11 protein-coding genes and 1 pseudogene are annotated in these 18,174 nt (G+C 47.8%); 3 read left to right on the top strand and 9 right to left on the bottom strand.

Annotation, left to right across the window (positions count from 1 at the left end):
* The first annotated feature begins 280 nt into the window (after positions 1-280).
* The 3 genes from NDI42_RS23580 to NDI42_RS23570 all read left to right on the top strand — a co-directional run bounded on the left by NDI42_RS23580 (position 281) and on the right by NDI42_RS23570 (position 11,418).
* Positions 281-565: a nucleotidyltransferase family protein gene (locus NDI42_RS23580; RefSeq protein ID WP_190450663.1), complete on the top strand. Its 285-nt coding sequence runs from the start codon at positions 281-283 to the stop codon at positions 563-565.
* A 163-nt stretch (positions 566-728) separates the two neighbouring features.
* Positions 729-8,057 carry a neuraminidase-like domain-containing protein gene (locus NDI42_RS23575; RefSeq protein ID WP_190450661.1) on the top strand — a complete coding sequence of 2,443 codons (7,329 nt, stop codon included), beginning with the start codon at positions 729-731 and terminating at the stop codon, positions 8,055-8,057.
* Between the two features lie 28 nt (positions 8,058-8,085).
* Positions 8,086-11,418: a Tc toxin subunit A-related protein gene (locus NDI42_RS23570; protein ID WP_190450659.1), complete on the top strand. Its 3,333-nt coding sequence runs from the start codon at positions 8,086-8,088 to the stop codon at positions 11,416-11,418.
* Positions 11,419-11,581: 163 nt separating this feature from the next.
* On the opposite strand, the gene NDI42_RS23565 is transcribed toward NDI42_RS23570, so the two are convergent.
* The 9 genes and pseudogenes from NDI42_RS23565 to NDI42_RS23530 form a co-directional block, all read right to left on the bottom strand.
* Positions 11,582-12,973 carry a ParB/RepB/Spo0J family partition protein gene (locus NDI42_RS23565; RefSeq protein ID WP_190450658.1) on the bottom strand — a complete coding sequence of 464 codons (1,392 nt, stop codon included), beginning with the start codon at positions 12,971-12,973 and terminating at the stop codon, positions 11,582-11,584.
* On the bottom strand, positions 12,973-13,746 hold the full coding sequence (locus tag NDI42_RS23560; protein ID WP_190450671.1) for a ParA family protein: 774 nt from the start codon (positions 13,744-13,746) through the stop codon (positions 12,973-12,975). The genes NDI42_RS23565 and NDI42_RS23560 overlap by 1 nt, the downstream gene beginning before the upstream one ends.
* Before the next feature lie 171 nt (positions 13,747-13,917).
* A pseudogene (locus tag NDI42_RS23555) lies at positions 13,918-14,118 on the bottom strand (recombinase family protein); the annotation flags it as partial.
* Positions 14,119-14,130: 12 nt separating this feature from the next.
* The gene (locus tag NDI42_RS23550; protein ID WP_199310905.1) at positions 14,131-14,268 is read right to left on the bottom strand and encodes a recombinase family protein; all 138 of its coding nucleotides are present in this window, start codon (positions 14,266-14,268) and stop codon (positions 14,131-14,133) included.
* A gap of 166 nt (positions 14,269-14,434) precedes the next feature.
* Complete coding sequence (locus tag NDI42_RS23545; RefSeq protein ID WP_399315748.1) at positions 14,435-15,031, bottom strand: IS1 family transposase; 597 nt, start codon at positions 15,029-15,031, stop codon at positions 14,435-14,437.
* Positions 15,027-15,128, bottom strand: a complete 102-nt coding sequence (locus tag NDI42_RS28965) for a transposase-like zinc-binding domain-containing protein (protein ID WP_431191440.1) — start codon at positions 15,126-15,128, stop codon at positions 15,027-15,029. The genes NDI42_RS23545 and NDI42_RS28965 overlap by 5 nt, the downstream gene beginning before the upstream one ends.
* 253 nt (positions 15,129-15,381) lie before the next feature.
* Entirely contained in the window at positions 15,382-15,537 is a 156-nt protein-coding gene (locus NDI42_RS23540) for a hypothetical protein (RefSeq protein WP_190450654.1), read from the bottom strand.
* Between the two features lie 117 nt (positions 15,538-15,654).
* Positions 15,655-17,367: a GUN4 domain-containing protein gene (locus NDI42_RS23535; protein ID WP_190450652.1), complete on the bottom strand. Its 1,713-nt coding sequence runs from the start codon at positions 17,365-17,367 to the stop codon at positions 15,655-15,657.
* Positions 17,368-17,371: 4 nt separating this feature from the next.
* Positions 17,372-17,731, bottom strand: coding sequence for a Pepco domain-containing protein (locus NDI42_RS23530; RefSeq protein WP_190450650.1), 360 nt, complete (start codon positions 17,729-17,731; stop codon positions 17,372-17,374).
* Positions 17,732-18,174 lie beyond the last annotated feature (443 nt).

The raw sequence follows: 18,174 nt of genomic DNA, 5'->3' as shown, positions 1-18,174 counted from the left end.
ATCAGCGAAACACACCAAATCCCCGAGAAATAACCATAAAAATTTCCAGAATTAGAGGATTTTCAGGATTAAGAAAATTGGAGGTGAAGCAAATTTTTCTGCGAAAGTATGTGATGTGCGATCCCCTATTAACTGCAAAACCCATCAGAATTTGAGGATTTACAAGACTTCAAAAACCGAAAGCAAATAGAGTTGACTATTCTAGAAATTCTGAAATCCAGCAAATTCCGATACAGATAGTTATTAATATTACTTCACAGCAAAATAGTGAAAAACCATTATGTGCACCCAGCTTAATCCCCAACTCCAACAACGAATCGGGCTTTCAATGCTCGAAATTACCACATTGTGCCAGCGCTGGCACATCACAGAACTGTCCCTATTTGGCTCAGTGCTGGGCAATCAATTTCACAGCGATAGCGACATTGATATTCTCATTCGTCTTGCACCCAATACTCGCCAATGCTTACTAAGCCTTACCAAAATTAAACATGACCTGGAAGCCAGTACAAAAAGAGCCATCAATATTGCTCTGAAAGAAGCCATCGAGACCAGCGAAAACTGAATTCGTCGCAACGAAATCTAGTTTATTATTTTGTGCCACTTTTCGAGATCCATTCAAATCGATCATTGAGCAGCCAAATTCGGGATGAGGGCCGATCGCCTACCCCATAAAGAAGCCCCTGCTCGATTCAGCCCCACCCATCAGCCCCCAGGAAGGTCTTCCAATGCAGAGAATTATTGCCCCACTTCAATCTGACGATCGCGGCCCTACTGTTGCCAATCTCCAAGATGCCCTGCAACTGTTTCTCGATCGGCGGTTACTTCTTGCGAATGACGAAGGGACGAGGCAGAAGCTATCTGCTGTGCTCGGACAAGAACGGGTAAAACAAAGCTATCAAGAAGTCACTCGCGAACTGGTTTCTATTTTTCAAGCCGAGCAGCAAATTCAACCCCAGCGTGAACGCGGAAATGTTGACGAACGCACAGCAGATGTCATGAATCGGCTTCTGCAAGAATTGGGTGAGTTGGATCAACCCCAAACAGAAACCTTCTGGGTCGTTAGTGGAAGAATTCAACACGATAACGAGCTCCCTTTTAAGGGCGGCATTGTGCGAGCCTTTCATCAAGTTAAACAGGATGCCATTCGTCTGGGTGAGGATAGAACCGATCCTGAGGGCCGTTATACTATCCGCTATACTCCACTACCTGGCATCAACACCATTAATCTGCGCGTGAATGTCAGCAACGATGATCTAAATATTCTTCAATCGTCTGACGTTATACCATCCGCAAAACCGATCGAAATCGTCAACCTGATGGTTTCCATCTCACAGGTAATTGAATTTCAGGTCGAAGGTAAAGTTAGTAGCCCCACAAGCATCAGTGTCGGTGATTTGATTGTTCAAGTGGTAGACAAAAATGTGGGTGAAGATGAAGAGGATGTTTTATTAAATCAAACAGTAACTCAGGCAGATGGGACTTATCAAGTCACATTCAACGATAGCAATTGGCGACAGCGTGGCAAAACCAAGCCCGACCTCCAAACCCGCGTTTTGGCCGGAGAGCGCATTCTTGCGGTTTCCGAAGTTCGTTACAATGCTTCCTCTCGCGAACTATTAAATGTCCTGCTAACAGAAACAGTCACCCCTGCTCTGCAATCTGAACACGAGACCCTGCTGCAAAATCTTGCTAGCCATTTTCAAGGGAATCTCCGCCACCTCCAGGAAACCGATACTCGCCAGGATATTACCTATCTGGGCAACAAAACCAATTGGGATGTTCGTGCCGTGGCGATCGCGGCCCTTGCCGATCAGTTCAGTAGCCGAACCGAAATTGCACCAGCCTTTTTTTATAGCCTGTTTCGGGCTGGAGTACCGGCTAACGAGGACGCACTGTACCAGATTGATGCTCAAACTGCCGAAAGCGTCTGGAAGCAAGGCATTCAGCAAGGTGTGATTCCGGCTACCTTAGAAGCTCAATTACCCCAAGTAGTAGAACTCTTCCGAGGCTTATCTGCCCAGCACACGCTGGATGCACCTGCTTTGGCTGGAGTGTCATCGCTAAAGGAAATGTTGACGAGTGGCCAAATCAATGATTTGCAACAGCAACAGTTTGTCAATCTCTATACCCGACACCGAGATAATTTACCCCAGTTTTGGGACGCTGTACAACGCGACCTGGGCAAACCTGTTGCCCAGCGACTACGGGTGGATGGCCAACTGGGATACCTGACCCTCAACAACGCCCCCCTCCTGCAAAGTCTCCATCAGGACATTGGCGGCGTAAACGGCATCACGGATCCCCTCAGCTTGATTGAAAATGGCTACTATCAGGCGGAAAAATGGCAAACCTTGATGACCAACGGCGTCACCATTCCACCTGAAATTCCTGGCAAGGATGTAGCTGAAAAACGTAGTAACTATGCCGAGTTGATGTCCGCGCAAATGCGACTCAGCTATCCGACAGCAGTGGTTGCCCAAATGGTCAGGACTGGTGAAACTCCGCTAAAAAATGCGGTCGGAGAGCAAGTTCATGCGTTGCTCATGGAACAGCACGGAAACTTTGAGATTGGGCTGCAACCGATTGAGCAATTTGCCCTGCAAAATAACCTGCAAATTGCGCCTGAAGTGATGCAAGAGGTAACGCGCATTCAAAGAGTGCATCAAATTACGACCAGTGACGACGCAAGGAACACTCTGCTCAGAAACAATCTGGATTCTGCCTACAAAGTTGTCCAGTACGACCAGGCAGACTTTGTGCAGCAATTTAAAGATGAATTGGGCGGAGAAATCAATGCCATTCTGACCCATGCTAAAGCTCAGCAGGTTCACAACACGGTGCTGAATATTGCTACCTCATACTTAACAGGGCGAAATGCTCCTGCGATCGGCTCTAACCTCAATGGCCGGATTATTAATTCCCTCTCCGGCCCACCTGTCAATGCCGCAGCGAATGCCGCTGATATCATTGCCTATCCCACTTTAGAAAATCTCTTTGGCGAGATGGATTACTGCACCTGTGATCATTGCCGCTCAATTCTTAGTCCGGCGGCCTATCTGGTGAACTTGCTCCAGTTTTGCGATCCTCCAGGCATAGGAGTCAATACTCCCCTTAAGATTTTACTCGAACGCCGTCCCGATATTCAGCATCTCCCCCTCACCTGCGAAAACACCAACACGCCGCTACCCTACATTGATATCGTCAATGAGACTTTAGAGTATTTCATTACCCATAACCTCAAACTCGACAACTACACTGGCCATGACATTAATACTGATGCGACATCCGAAGAGCTATTAGCGAGTCCACAGTTTGTTAGCGATCAAGCTTACCAGACTCTGGCAGGCAAACCAATACAGGTAGGCGATCCACTACCGTTGCTGCCACCATCTCCCCCATTACCGTTCCACCAACCCCTGGAAAACCTGCGCCGCTATTTCGATCAATTCGAGATTCCCTTGCCCATCGTAATGGCAGCACTACGGAAAAATGATGACCTAGAGCGTGCTAGCGAAACCGAGTACGGCTGGCACGATATTCTCATGGAAGAACTGCGAATTTCCCGCGCAGAGTATCGGCTTCTGAGCGATCGCACCTTAACACTACAACACCTCTATGGTTACAGTCCAGCAACGCCAGAGGCTGATATTCTATCCACTCTAGCCAATGCAAAAGCATTCACGCGACAGAGCGGAATTTCATACGAGGAGATTATCGAAATCATCAAGACTCGCTTCGTTAATCCAAATGCTGTCTTGATTCCTAAATTGGAGCAATTAAGAGTTCCGTTTGCGACTCTGAAAGCATTTAAAGACGGGGCGATCGCTGATGCCGACTTTGATGCGCTCATACCGGCTGAACTAGATGCTACCCAATACGGCGGAGACATCAAGGCATGGGTCAGAGATGATGCCAACCATGCCTTGATCATGGGTTTAATTACACTGACCAATCCCACTGCCGTCGCTGATCCGTGCCGTTTCGATCAACTAGAATTCCGTTATGCCAATCCCGATAACAATACGAACCAAGTCCGTCCCTTTGAATTTATTCGGCTGATTCGCTTTATCCGGCTGTGGAAGAAACTGGGATGGAGCATTGCACAAACCGATCAGGCGATCGCGGCTCTCTATCCAGCCGACCAAATTCCTAATGACTCAGATGATGCGATCAACCTAGAAAAACTAGATGCTGGATTCCTAATCTTGCTACCACGCCTGGGGGTAATCAAACAAGTCATGACGACCCTCAATCTCGAACTTAAGAAAGATTTACTACCGCTGTTGGCTTGTTTTGCTTCGATCGATACCTACGGCACGTCCCTCTACCGTCAGATGTTCCTCAGTCCGGCACTGCTCAAGCAAGATGCAATATTTGCAGACGATGGGTTTGGCAACTTTCTCACCAATCCAGCGCAGACCCTGGTAGTCCATACAGAAGCCCTGCGAGCGGCCCTCCATCTGACAGAGGATGAACTTCGTCAAATCATGACCGCACTGGGTTATGACGATAATACGCCCCTCTCACTAGAGACTCTTAGTGCCATCTTTCGGCGGGGCTGGCTGGCGCGAATTCTGAAGCTCAGCGTGCGCGAGTTTTTGGTATTGGCCCAATTCACAGGCTTTGATCCCTTTGCTGCACCCGACCCATTTCATCCGCCCATACAGCGCTTCATTGGATTAGTGCAGCAGTTGCGAACTTTATCCTTAAAACCGGTTCAGGCACTTTATCTGATCTGGAATCAAGATATCAGCGGCAAGTCTGTCCCCAATGACAGCAAAATTTTGGGATTTGCCCGCAACTTACGGGCAGCGCTCACCGCGATCGAAGACGAATATACCGTCACCGACGACCCCGATGGACAGATTGCCCGTTCCCGAATGGCGCTTGTCTACGGGAACGCTGCTACTGATTTGTTTTTTGGTCTCCTCAACAATACGCTTGTCAGCACTGTCCCCTATAGCCACGGTCAGGCAGCATTAGAAACAGCAATCACCGATGTGGTTCCCAGCCAGATAGTCTATGACGACTTCCGCAAACAGATGACCTTTACAGGTGTGCTGACCTCGGTAATTCGGGATGCTCTCCAATCGATCCCTAGCGTTACACCGCAATTTCAGACAGCGATCGCTGATCTTTATGACAAAAATCAAAAGGTCATCCAGCCCTTCTTTGCCCGTTATCCTGAACTATTACCACTCTATGAGATTTACATTGCTGCTACTGATCCGGCAGAACAGAAACGATCAGCACTGTTAGCCAATTTTCTGCCAGAACTCAAACGGCGAAGGAAGCAGCAGCAAGGACTGCAATTGATGAGTGCGGTAACAAAAGTTGAAGCGGAGATGACTAATGCCTTACTCGATAATGCCACCGTCCTACATGCGGCAAATGCAACCTCGCAGACTGCGCTCAATGATCTGATCACGTCAGAAACATTCGGGCTTTCAGCCCAGTTTTTCTTCCGTGATACAGTAACGGGAGATGTGAATATTGCGCGCGATGCTGAATTGAACTTGGCCTATTCTACGGCTGAGCAGCATCCACTGCCCGTCAATGCTGCTGCACCCGACAGTGCTATTTCGGGTATCTGGAGTGGGTATCTGGAAGCCCCAGAGAATGGTTTTTATAACATTTCGATTGAGGCTGACGCAGGCGCAACTGTGGCTTTAATGTTGGCAGGAAAAGCGCTCCCTCTAACCCCAATCGGCAACCTGTGGCGGAATGACCAACCGATTGATTTACGAGCAGGAAGTCTCTATGCAATTGCCCTCACAGTGGAAAAAGTAAAAGCCACGCTAATTGTGCGTTGGCAAACCATTGGGCGTGGCTGGGAGGTAATTCCAGCATCCTCTCTCTATTCCGATACGTTGACCAAGCACCTACGAATAACGTATGTTCGTTTCCTCAAAGCGGCAGCGTTGGCGATCGCCCTCAAACTGACAGCCAGTGAGATTGCCTATTTCACTGCCCACACTGACTACCAGATCGGTGGGCAAGGATGGCTGAATAGCTTACCCGTGAACGGTAGTCCAGATAACACGGCAGCTATTGCTCTACGAGATGCCTTCACCGCATTACTGGATTTTGCGCACCTTAAGGCCGAACTATCACCGGATGATGAGCGTTTACTGACGCTACTCCAAGACCCAAATGCCGCCCTGCAACCAGACCCGGAGAAAGGCCCTGAAAGCAGTCTACTCTTCCGCCTGACACGCTGGGAAGAACGATCGCGTAATGCACTCCTGAATCACTTTGGCGTGGCAATCGCCGATCTCACGCACCTACTAACGTTCCGACGGTTTTTTGATGCCTATGCGCCGATCAGAGCCTTGGGCATTCCTGCGTCGACACTGCTGAACACTGCGACCAACGAACCGAATGCCACTACTGTTCGCAATTTACAATCGGCTCTGCGTGCCCGCTACGACGAAAGTGATTGGCTGAAAGCCTTGAAACCAATCAACGACGAAATGCGCGGATTGCAGCGAAATGCTCTTGTTGCCTACATCCTGCACCAGATGCGTGTCAATCCCACGACAGCGCACATCGACACGCCAGATAAGCTCTTTGAATATTTCCTGATGGATGTGCAGATGGAGCCTTGTATGCAAACCTCACGCATTCGCCATGCCCTTTCATCAGTGCAGCTTTTTATTGAACGCTGTTTGATGAATCTGGAAGCGGGAGTTTCGCCCTCAGCAATCAACGCTAAACAATGGAGTTGGATGGAGCGCTATCGGTTGTGGGAAGCTAACTGCAAAGTCTTTTTGTATCCAGAAAATTGGCTAGAGCCAGAGCTACGGGATGATCAGTCGCCTTTTTTCAAAGAAGCCATGAGTGAGCTACTTCAGGGCGACATCACCGAAGATCGTGCCGCTGTCACACTCCTGAACTACCTTTCAAAACTAGAAGAAGTGGCAAAACTGGAACCTTGCGGCATCCACTTCGTTGAAAACGATCTGACGAAACTGGACGATGATATTGCCCATGTAGTCGCTCGCACTCCCGGAGCCAACCGCAAATACTTCTACCGTCGCCGTGAGTATGGCTACTGGACACATTGGGAGCAAATCAAGCTAGATATCGAAGATAATCCAGTGATTCCAGTCATTTGGAAAGATCGCCTTTTCTTATTCTGGTTGCGCATCATTAAGCAAGCTCCACTTAATACATCAAGGAGGGATTCCTCTACTGCCCCAGAAGATAATACTGAGTTAGCTGAAGTTAATTTACGACAAATCAGACAAAGTGTCAGAAATGATTCAAATACAAGTACAAAAGTTACTGTGCAAGCTGTGCTTTGCTGGAGTGAGTATTATAACGGTAAATGGCAAGCCACCAAGACCTCAGACATCGATAAGCCAAACAGCTTAGGAGAATTCAATGTAGCTGGGGAGGATGCCTTTGAGCGCTCAACCTTGAGCCTCTACGTATACGAGTTTGAAAGAAAGTTAGTCGTCAGAATTTTGGGTTCTAAGAACGAAAGATCTAAATTTGTGCTCTACAACACCCATAGCTTGCCAGTGCTTGATAACCGTGGGCTACCTGATCAAATTGAAGAAGCTAAAACCGTTGATTTAACGATTAGTCAGAATACCTTCAGCATCTCTTACTGTCAGGTAGGGTCAGATTACAAACGGCAAGTGATCAAAACACAGATTGATGGTCGCTTAGTCAAACCACACCACTATCCAGAGAACGGCTGGACAGCGCCATTCTTCTATGAAGACAGCCGACATGTTTTCTATGTCAGCACGAGCGAGCGCCCTGTAACTATTTCAGAATTCGCAGGCTATGGCGTTGTGGGATATTTATCCAAAAAGAAGCTTGATATTCCGCCATTAGTGTTGGAATCGCAACCCATAATTCGCGATCGCCTCGGTCCTATAAGTATGGATTCACGAATAGCCGTCGTTGATCTGGCTCCGATGAAACAATTTGTCACTGAAGATGCCTATATCAAAAAAGGTATCGTCACCACAGGCACCGTGCGTTTTGGCGATAAAGACATCAGTGCGACAGGCATATTGCGCAATCAACAAATCCAGTAGAGCCAGATCCCTCAAGGAGCAAATAATCATGAAACCCTATTCTCAATTTGAGTTCCATCAAGTCTCCGATAAAGCAAGTGTGGTAATACCTTTCTATACAGACCGCCAAGACATCGAATTTACCTACACCTTTGAGAACTTCTTTCATCCATTTGTCGGTGAACTGATTCAGAAGCTGAACAAGGATTCATTGCCGGGTTTGCTTGACCCTAAGTATCACCAAAGCCTAAAAACCGACTTTTTCAATACCTTTTATACCTTGCTAACCAGCGAATTGGTTAAGATCGAGTCTTTTCCCAAGGAGATTGATCTTCGCTATGGGGGACCTTATGCGAACTACAACTGGGAGCTACTTTTTCATGTGCCACTGACGATCGCCGTCCATCTCAGCAAAAACCAACGGTTTGCCGAAGCCCAACGCTGGTTCCACTATATCTTCGATCCCACCTGCACCGACACATCTGTTCCCACTCCCCAACGCTTCTGGAAATTTCTTGCCTTCCGTCAAGCAGGTGATGTCATGCAAATTGACGAACTGTTACGGCTGTTGAGTAAAAAAGATCCGACACCGGAAGAAGAAAAACTGAGAGAATCAATCCTTGCTGGCTATGAGGCGAGTAAAAATAAACCCTTCCAACCCCACGCTGTCGCCCGTACCCGGCAAATTGCCTATCAATACAATGTTGTCATGAAGTATCTTGACAACCTGATTGCCTGGGGCGACAGCCTGTTTCGTCAGGACACGATCGAATCCATCAATGAAGCTACCCAAATCTATGTGCTGGCATCTAACCTCCTAGGGCCACGCCCCCAGCGCATTCCTTCCTCTGGAACCACGCGCCCCAAAACCTTTGCTCAACTCAAAGCACGCGGACTCGATGCAACCGGCAATGCCCTGGTCGAACTGGAAGGGAAGTTTCCGCTCAACCTTGGGTTGCCGCAGATCCAGGGTAAAGATCCAGATGCAGCAGCGCCCCTCTTTGGCATTGGGCGCACGCTCTATTTCTGCATTCCCCACAACGACAAACTGTTGGGCTATTGGGATACAGTCGCAGACCGTCTATTCAAGATCCGCCACTGCATGAACATCGAAGGGATCGTGCGCCAGCTTGCCCTGTTCGATCCACCCATCGATCCCGGAATGCTAGTCAAAGCGGCAGCAGCCGGAATTGATATTGGCTCGATCGTTAATGGTTTGAATCAACCCGCTAGCCCAGTCCGTGCCATCCTATTTATCCAAAAGGCATTAGAACTGTGTAGCGAAGTGCGAAGTTTAGGGGGGGCATTGTTGGCGGCGATCGAAAAAGGTGAGGGCGAACGTCTAGCTCTATTGCGCCAAAGCCACGAAATCAAAATTCAGCAGATGCAACAAGACGTGCGCTTCTTGCAGTGGAAACAAGCCCAGGAAGCCACTAAATCTTTACTCACCAGCCGTGCGACAGCCCTAGAACGGCTCCACTACTACCAGCGATTGCTTGGACTACCAGCCGATCCAAATGCTCCAGATACCCTGGGACTAGATCCGCGCGAATTGGACGAGGAAAACTTTGATGAAACCTATGCTGCTCTGGTCGGACAGTATGAAAAAACACTCACATTGCAAAAACTACCAGACTTGAAATTAGCTGAAGAATCAGGCAATATCACCGGGTATTCTGGAAGCGGAAAAGTTTACTTATCAGAAAATGAGGATATAGAGCTTAATGTGCATCTGCCAAAAGCAAGAGAAGAAACTTTGTGGAGTACGGTTTTTCACGCGACAGCAGCTACGCTGGCTCCTATTCCCGATGGGACGGCAGATGCACACTTTTGGGGATTAGGAGGAACGATAGATCTTAAAGTTGGAACTATGCTTTCAACGGTGGCAAGGCTTACGGGAGATGCTGCTGGAGCCACTGCGTCATGGGAACGAGACCAAGCTAGTATGGCGTCGCGATATGCTTCTTATGAGCGACGTGCAGATGATTGGTTATTGCAACATAATATGGCTGCCCACGAACTTATGCAAATTGGGCGACAGATTCTCACATCGCTGATTACCGAACAAGTCGCCCATCACGAATACGAAAACACCAAAAAACTGATTGAAAATGCTCAAGAGGTCGATCGCTTCCTACAAGAGAAGTTCACCAACGAAGAACTCTATGCCTGGATGCAGGGCGAAATCTCCCGTCTCTACTACGAATACTATCGCTTTGCCTTCGACACTGCCCGCAAAGCTGAACAGACCATGAAACGCGAACTCATGCGCCCCGAAGTTGATGCCACCACCTACATCAAATTCAACTACTGGGATGGCGGACGCAAAGGTTTACTCTCCGGTGAAGCTCTCTATCTCGACCTCAAGCGAATGGAGATGGCGTATCACGAAAATAACAAACGTGAATACGAACTCACCAAACATGTCAGCCTTCTCCAGTTAAGCCCTCTCGCCCTCATGCAACTCCGCACCACTGGCCGCTGCACCGTCTCCCTCCCCGAAGAACTCTTCGACATGGATGGACCAGGTCACTACTTCCGTCGCATCAAAACCGTTGCCGTCAGCATCCCCTGTGTCACCGGCCCCTACACCAGCATCAACTGCACCTTGACAATGCTTAAGAGCAGCATTCGCACTAAACCGGTGCTGACAGATGGGAGCTATGAGCGGAGTAGCACCGAGGATGCTCGATTCAACGATTCCTTCGGCAGTCTCCAAACGATCGTCACCAGCACTGGGCAAAATGACAGCGGATTATTTGAAACCAACCTACGTGACGAACGCTATTTACCCTTTGAAGGGGCGGGTGTGATTAGCGAATGGCAGTTGGCATTACCCGCCAATCCAAGCAAAAAGGAACCCTGCCAGTTTGACTACAACACAATTTCCGATGTGATTCTGCATATTCGTTATACAGCGCGTGAGTCGGGTGGGTCATTGAAGATCGGGGCGATCACCAATTTGACAAACCAGATTAATGCTGCACAAACTGTGGGTTCAGTGCGTCTGTTTTCTCTACGCCATGAATTCCCCACCGAATGGGCAAGATTTAAAGGCATCAGGATTGAAGGGGCTACCAAGAGAGCAGCATTAATGCTAAACCTGAGCGCAGAACACTATCCTTTCTGGAGCCAGGGTAGGCTCGGAGCCATTAAACAGGTAGATTTCTTAGCCAAGACTAAAAATCCAGTAGAAATTAGTACCAACGTCGATGGGACGGGTAACAAAGATACCCTGGGCGAGCCATCCCTGGGAAATCTAAGGAGGGGTAAACTAACAAACATTCCGCTGCAAGCACCCATCGGTCTATTCGCAGTCTACTTCGACGACAACTCAATGGAAGATATCTGGCTAGCATTGACGTGGGGCAAAGCAGATTAAACACAGTTGTAATTGGGTTGATATAATCTTGTCTCTGGGCGCTCAAATGTGGCAGCGAGCCCTGCTCTTTTTCCCATCTGCCATTACTCAGAAATTGATACCTAATGAGAGGACAGGCGAATGTAGAAAACTTGGGTTGTTTCTTGATTATCTAGCCAACCTTCTAGTTTTCCAATGGCACAAAACGCTTAGATTCTGCTACCCATTGCCACGCTTTCGCATCGGGATCTTTACTCTTACTCCACTCAGAGTAATCGGTTCTTTTCTTTGCTTTACCAAGCGTAGAAGTCTTAACTCCCAGCCGCTGAGCCATCTCAGCATCAGTCAACGATTCAGTTAATTCACTACCTCCCACAGTCGGCTCCTCTTGGGCAAAAGGTCTTGATTCATCTGATGACTTACTGGAGGGATTTTCTTGCTCCAAAGGCTTTTCAGCCGTTTCTGAAGGAGGGGACGATGATTCACTGGAGATGGCGAGAGTGGTATCTGTATGGCTCTCTAATGGGTCTAGGTTTGATTTAAGGGGAGAAGAATCCTGTAAACTCTCAGAGGTAAGCGGAGGCTCATTGTGAGTAACTTCACCTTCTTTTTTGGGCTGTGATTCATCTAATCCATCAGAAGAGAATAACTCCTCAATCTTTGCCAACAGAGTTTCGAGTTTTCTACGCTTTTTGGGGTCATCCCATACCTGATGCTTCTTGACCAGCTTGGAGATAGTCTCTATCCTCTGGGCCAGGAGAGGAGGTTCGGTTGGCGGTTGAACAGCTTTGATCCGCTTGATGATTTCGCTTAAGGAGAGAGAAGAAGCGATCGCATCTTCCAACAGGGCAAGACGAGAGGCTTCGTCCTTGACTTGTGCTAGAGCTTTCGCCTTGGTGTACTCAATTTCACCTCTTCGCAAGACTTCGAGAATATCTTCAGGCAACCGCAACAGGGGAAGGCGATTGCAGGTGAACGAGTACCAACTCATCAATCCCAGCTCGTCGAACACTCCTTGTACGCCCTGCTCCAAATCTGATTCCGGGTTAGGGATAACGTTATCCCTAATATCAGAGCCTTTCCCTTTATCCTTCTCAAAAGCGTTCTTCATCTGATAGAGCAACGGCGGAATCTCCGGTAGAGTGAGATTGAGCTTGAGAGCCAGTAGCTGCAAAATTCCCTCGGTTTCTTCAACGGCATTGAGGTCTTCTCGTTGGAGGTTCTCGACTAGAGCTAGTTGCAGGGCTTCAATATCATTGAGTTCCCGTACCACCACGGGCACCTCAGTAAGCCCCACAAGGGTGGCAGCTCGGTAACGCCTTTCTCCGGCTACTAGCTCGTACTGATTGTCCGGAAGCGGTCGCACCAACAGTGGCTCCAAGATGCCGTGCTGCTTGATTGACTGTATCAACTGCTCTAACTTTTCCGCATCGAAATAGCGCCGGGGCTGAGTCCGAGTTTTAATCTTAGAAGTGCGAACCAACTCCGCAGCTGGGCGCCCCTCGCCAAACAAAGCGTCTAGGGAGTCAACGGGCGTCACATTCGAGCCGTAAGGACGCTCTCGCTTACGAGCCATTACACCATAACCTCCAAGTCGAGAACAATGGACTTGAGCACCGCAATTGCCTTATGGCTACTATCGTAGACGGAGAGTGGTACACGAGCCTCAACCGAGTCGGCAAAACTTGTAGACCAGGGAATGGGAGGATGGATGAGACCCACAGCAGCAAACCGCTCTTTGATGGCTTCTAGTGTCCGGGCATCTTGACTCCGACGAGCATCAAACAACGTAGGGATAAAACCAGCGATTTTCAAGCCTCGATTCGAGCGACGCCTTACCCGCGCTACAGTCTTGAGCAACAAATTTGTCCCCTCAAACGCTTTGAACTGAGTTTGAATCGGGACGAGGATATGAGTCGCAGCAACTAAACTGATGTAACTCAACAACCCCAACGAAGGAGGGCAATCAATCAGAATAAAATCGTACTCGTCTCTTACAGGAGAGAGCGCATCTTTTAACCTGACATCTCGCATATCTGCATTGACGAGCGATAATTCAGTGGCTGACAAATCGATGGAAGAAGGCATTAAATCTAAACCGTGAAGCCCCTTGTGGATTGGTAACTCGCTCAACTCTTCATCGTCATCTTCATCCGCTAGCACGTCTCTTACAGTCGAGTTTAACTTCTCTGGTTCTATCCCCATAAAAATGGTCAAACTCGCCTGCGGGTCCATATCTACTAGGAGAACGCGATGAGAGCGCTCTTGCAGATGATAGCCCAGGTTCATGGTCAAGGTACTCTTCCCGACTCCACCGCACTGATTGAATAGTGCAATTACCCGGCTCATGTGTGACATATGAAGCAGTAGGGACAATTAATACTTGCAACAATACAACTAAAGAAACCTTAGTTGCATTAGTTGCACTCGTTCACCTACCTCTTCATAACGTAACTACTGACGAGTGGAAACCTTCTTAAGCGCAATTTTCTTCTGTCCTTAATTAATCTGTCTTTCAAATTAAGCGATCGCGCCAAAGATGCTAAACACCAACTTGCCGCCACTCGTTGTCGTGTCAATTGCTTCAGCTAGGCTGACAAATCCAATCCCTCTGGTGCTGAAGTCTTCAACCAGTGTCAACAAATGTTTGAGAGAGCGTCCAAGCCAATCGAGTCGCCATAAAACTAAAGTATCGCCCTTACGAAGTTGGTCGAGACATTGATCTAATCCAGGTCAAGAAGAAGCACCACTGGCGATATCACTAAAAATCTTTCTGCACCCAGCTTTTTTAAGAGCGTCTTTTTGTAAGTTCAAAGTTTGGTCATTGGATGAAAAATACCCAATTTTCATTAAAAAGGTTTCATAACTCATTTATTAATTATCTCATGAGACACAGATAAAAAGATGGGTTATGAGACACGGTGTAGGTAGATTTGAGGCGCGTTGTGTCAGTTCAAGAAATGTGTCTTGTAAACGGTCGTTTGGAAGAGTAAAAATAGATGATATTAAAACTGGCGTTGCATAATGGTGCTATGAATCATTGAGGAATAGGGACATCCCAGAATTTGAGATAGTGCAGTAACAGCCGAAATGAGTATCTCAGCATTTCCTCGGATTTTGAATAGCACAGAGTTTTGCGATGCAATCGAGCCAGATAATGCCGCAACCGGGTATTTTCCCCTTCCACCCGTGTCATGTAAGTCTTGCTGACAATCTGGTCTCCTGCTGGAATAAAACCTGGATAAACTGACCATCCATCAGTAACATAAAAGTAACTAAGCCAGGTGGCCACAACTGCCCATAAAGGTGCAAAGGTCTTGGCAGTGTGATCTCCCAACACCCACCCTAAGATCCCCCTGTTTAAAGTGGTCAACTGCCGTCCAGAGCCAGATTTTGTTTTTTTTGAACCAACAAAGGTTTCCAACTCATCAAGTTCGCCCACTTCAGGAATACGTTCAGGCTCATAGGCATCGGGCAGATTTTTTCCCACTTGCTTGACCCAATAAATCACGGTGGTGTGATGGACACCTGTGACTCGCTCAATGCCTCGAAACCCCATGCCATTAACATACATTTTCAAACATAAAGCTTTGATCTCATCGGAATATCCTTGGGGAGCTGTGTAAACATCAATAAACTGACGACCACAATCTACACAAATGTGATGCCTGTTTACCTCGCATCTTACCGTTCTTACGGATATGATTGGAACCGCATTCAGGACATTGCATCAGATTTAGCCTCAATTCATAGCACCATTATGCAACGCCTTAAAACTGTCTTTTAGAAATTAAGGATTAACATTATGCAATGTTGTTTAAACTAAAGGGAATCTCCTTTGGAGATTGAAACAGCCGCTGATCCACAAAGCCAGCGAAGCGCCAATTAGGAGGAGCAGGTTTAAACTAAAGCGAATTTCCTTTGGAGATTGAAACTACAAGTCCCGGAATTACTTCAAGCCAAATAAAAGGAGAAAGGTTTAAACTAAAGCGAATCTCCTTTGGAGATTGAAACCAAACCTGATTCAAAGACCACGCGAGTGGGGAGGAAGGTTCTTAGCTTTTTACCCACGATGATGTGCTTCAGCACTTCCTGCTGAACCTGTAGCTTCTGGTTCTCCTCTGGCTGACTAGTTGCCACTCAAGCTGCGTGGGTTATGTTACCAATCTTGACATCACTACCAATGCTGTGGGTTGAAACACCTGCTTTTTCGTGTGGAGAGGCTCTGAAATAAAGCTTTTTGTCGGAGTGGATCTCTTACACACACTCTACAACTCTTTGTGCAAGAGAAGACCACCCCTCCCACCCTGGCCCTCGCGAAAAAATCACCATCCAAACAGGGGCATTTCCTACAGGAGAGGAATCAAGAGAGGGAGGGAGGCTATTAGATTTAACCCAGACGCCGTCCTTACGCCAGCCGACACGATCGGCAAATTCGGGCCATCGAATATTCAATCCGTTAGGGCTACCCATTTCCTGCCAAATTTGCTGCTGCACACTAAAGCCAAACTTACGGTCGCTGTATTGCATCCAGAGTCGATCGATCGCTGTTAGTACATCACAGTGCAATCTGTTGATGCTTGCAGTATCCAGCCAATCTTGCTGCTCTCGTCCAGTCTTTCTAAGCATTATATTTAAGGTTTCCTGGTCAGCATACCTCCACTGTTGTGCCTTCAAAAAATTCTCCAACTTCGAGTAATCCGCTGTTCTGGAAGGTGGAGCAACAGGTGGAGAAGACGTAGCTAGTGAGGGAGTAGGTGAATCTGGCGGAGACGGTGGTTCAGAATTAGGTTGTTGATTCAGCAGCCCTACTCCTGTCACTACAGCAACTCCGGTTCCTCCCCAGAAGAACCATTTGAGAAATTGTTGCCGTGTGATGTTTGGTGTGTTTAGAGTATCTGTTCTTTCCTGATCGGAGAAGACAGGTTGAATAGGTCTGACGGGTTTAGAGACCGGAGCGGATGCTGATTCGTTACTAGTTGACCGATTTTCTAATGGTGAAGCAGGAGTAACAGTTGGCGTTGCAACTGAAGGAGATTGAGAGCTTTCAGCCTGCAATTCTTTAATCCGGTTGTATAACTTCATCACCTGCAAATCTGCCCCAAACGCAGCGGCATTTGCCCGAATGCATAACTGCTCTGCCAATATTAAATTGCGATTAATAAAGGCTTCTTGAAATGCCAGTTCACGCAATTTGGCAATATCTTGATCCCAGGCATATTGGGGTATCAAAATAAAGTGATGCTTCTCAGATGGGTCAGCGCTGATGCGAGGATGCTGCTCTGGAAATCGCTTGTATCGTTGGCATAGCTCTGGGACACGATCATGCAAATAATTGCTCAACCGTTCGACTGTTGCACAACTGCGCTCACCCCCCAGTCGCAATGCCTCTAGGAGGGCATAGGTAAACGCACCCTGCTGTAGCTCTTCAATTTCCCACGATCGCTCGGTGGGGCTACAGGCAGAAATGCTGATAATGCCGGGTTGGGTTTCCCTGCCCACGCCAGCTCCATCGCGGCTGCCTTCGTTGCGGCAAGCATCTAGCATCAAAATCACATTGTCTGCTCCGCAGCGGCTCAACCGTTCGCGGACATAGCTGACTGGAATGGCGGTGCGCTCGACATTTCTAGGATTGGCATCAATCGGCATCAGGTAGTCCCGATTGGCGTGTTGCATTCCATGTCCGGCAAAGAAGAACCAGCAGTTGTCGCCGGCAGCGAGAAAGGGGCGATCGAACCTGTCTTCTAAAAACGACAGTAGATTTCCATAGGATGGATAGGTGGGAATGGTTGTTCCGTTGGGCAATCGAATATCTGGCGCATTTTCCCCAAACCAGTAGACCTCATCAAATCGGGCTTCCTGGAAGAAATCGCGTATCCGTTCGGCATCGAGCCGAGCGTATCTCAATGGCGCGAAGTTGTTTGGGTTGTATTGGTTAATGCCAATCGCGATCGCCCAGTTTCGCGCCATTGATTCATTCCTTCAGCTTAAATTTCAGCGTCATCGTGCCCTTACCACCAATCTTACTTCCAGAACCCAACAAGCTAACCTGCCCCTCGGCATTAATTTCGACTGCCAGTTCGACCTCATGCAATTCCATGCTGGCGAGTTCAGTAGCACTTTGTTTAGCGTAATTAAACATCCGCTCAACCTGTTGCAAAAGATGAGTCATGTTTTGCTCTAAGATTGCAACGGGTACGGGGGTTTGTTTGGTGCGGGAAGTTCCAGTAAACCCCGGTTCACCAAAGGGATTCCTGCTTTGCTCGCCCCGTTGCCCATCCGGAACTGCTAGCGGTTCTTCCTCCGTCACAATCCAAACCACGTCATTCTGCATAGTAGAAGCTTAGAGGAGAAAAGTTTGCGACTATTCTAACAGTAGTCTCTACAATTCCCTGCAACTCTGCACAGGGTCTTTTTGATACTTGAATCAGCCCCCAGTAACCGCCCTTCACCCCAACCATCAATCCCTATATCAGGAAACGCAACAGGGGCGACGCATCGTCTACTCCTAACCCTTCTAAAGCGAATCTCCTTTGGAGATTGAAACTGCTTACTTCGCTAACTCGGTAGGGTTCCCACTACTCAAGGTTTAAACTAAACCAAATCTCCTTTGGAGATTGAAATCGCAAAAACTGCTTGATGCAATTAAATCCTTGGAAAATTGGGTTCTACCGAACTTGCTATGTAAAAATGTTAAGAATAGCTAATCAAGATAGAAAATGCAAAATAGGTGTAAGAGGTGAGATTTGTTGCTAAGCTTGAATTCTGGGATTAATT

Origin of the sequence: Funiculus sociatus GB2-C1 (assembly GCF_039962115.1) — a bacterium.
Taxonomy (GTDB): domain Bacteria; phylum Cyanobacteriota; class Cyanobacteriia; order Cyanobacteriales; family FACHB-T130; genus Funiculus; species Funiculus sociatus.
The sequence above is the reverse complement of the archived record's forward strand: the minus strand, read 5'-3'. Positions and strand labels throughout refer to the sequence as shown.

Bases quoted from the DNA above. Each gene is read 5' to 3' on its own strand.
- NDI42_RS23580 (WP_190450663.1), top strand. From the start codon at position 281: ATGTGCACCCAGCTTAATCCCCAACTCCAACAACGAATCGGGCTTTCA.
- NDI42_RS23575 (WP_190450661.1), top strand. From the start codon at position 729: ATGCAGAGAATTATTGCCCCACTTCAATCTGACGATCGCGGCCCTACT.
- NDI42_RS23570 (WP_190450659.1), top strand. From the start codon at position 8,086: ATGAAACCCTATTCTCAATTTGAGTTCCATCAAGTCTCCGATAAAGCA.
- NDI42_RS23565 (WP_190450658.1), bottom strand. From the start codon at position 12,973: ATGGCTCGTAAGCGAGAGCGTCCTTACGGCTCGAATGTGACGCCCGTT.
- NDI42_RS23560 (WP_190450671.1), bottom strand. From the start codon at position 13,746: ATGAGCCGGGTAATTGCACTATTCAATCAGTGCGGTGGAGTCGGGAAG.
- NDI42_RS23550 (WP_199310905.1), bottom strand. From the start codon at position 14,268: ATGAGTTATGAAACCTTTTTAATGAAAATTGGGTATTTTTCATCCAAT.
- NDI42_RS28965 (WP_431191440.1), bottom strand. From the start codon at position 15,128: ATGCAATGTCCTGAATGCGGTTCCAATCATATCCGTAAGAACGGTAAG.
- NDI42_RS23535 (WP_190450652.1), bottom strand. From the start codon at position 17,367: ATGGCGCGAAACTGGGCGATCGCGATTGGCATTAACCAATACAACCCA.
- NDI42_RS23530 (WP_190450650.1), bottom strand. From the start codon at position 17,731: ATGCAGAATGACGTGGTTTGGATTGTGACGGAGGAAGAACCGCTAGCA.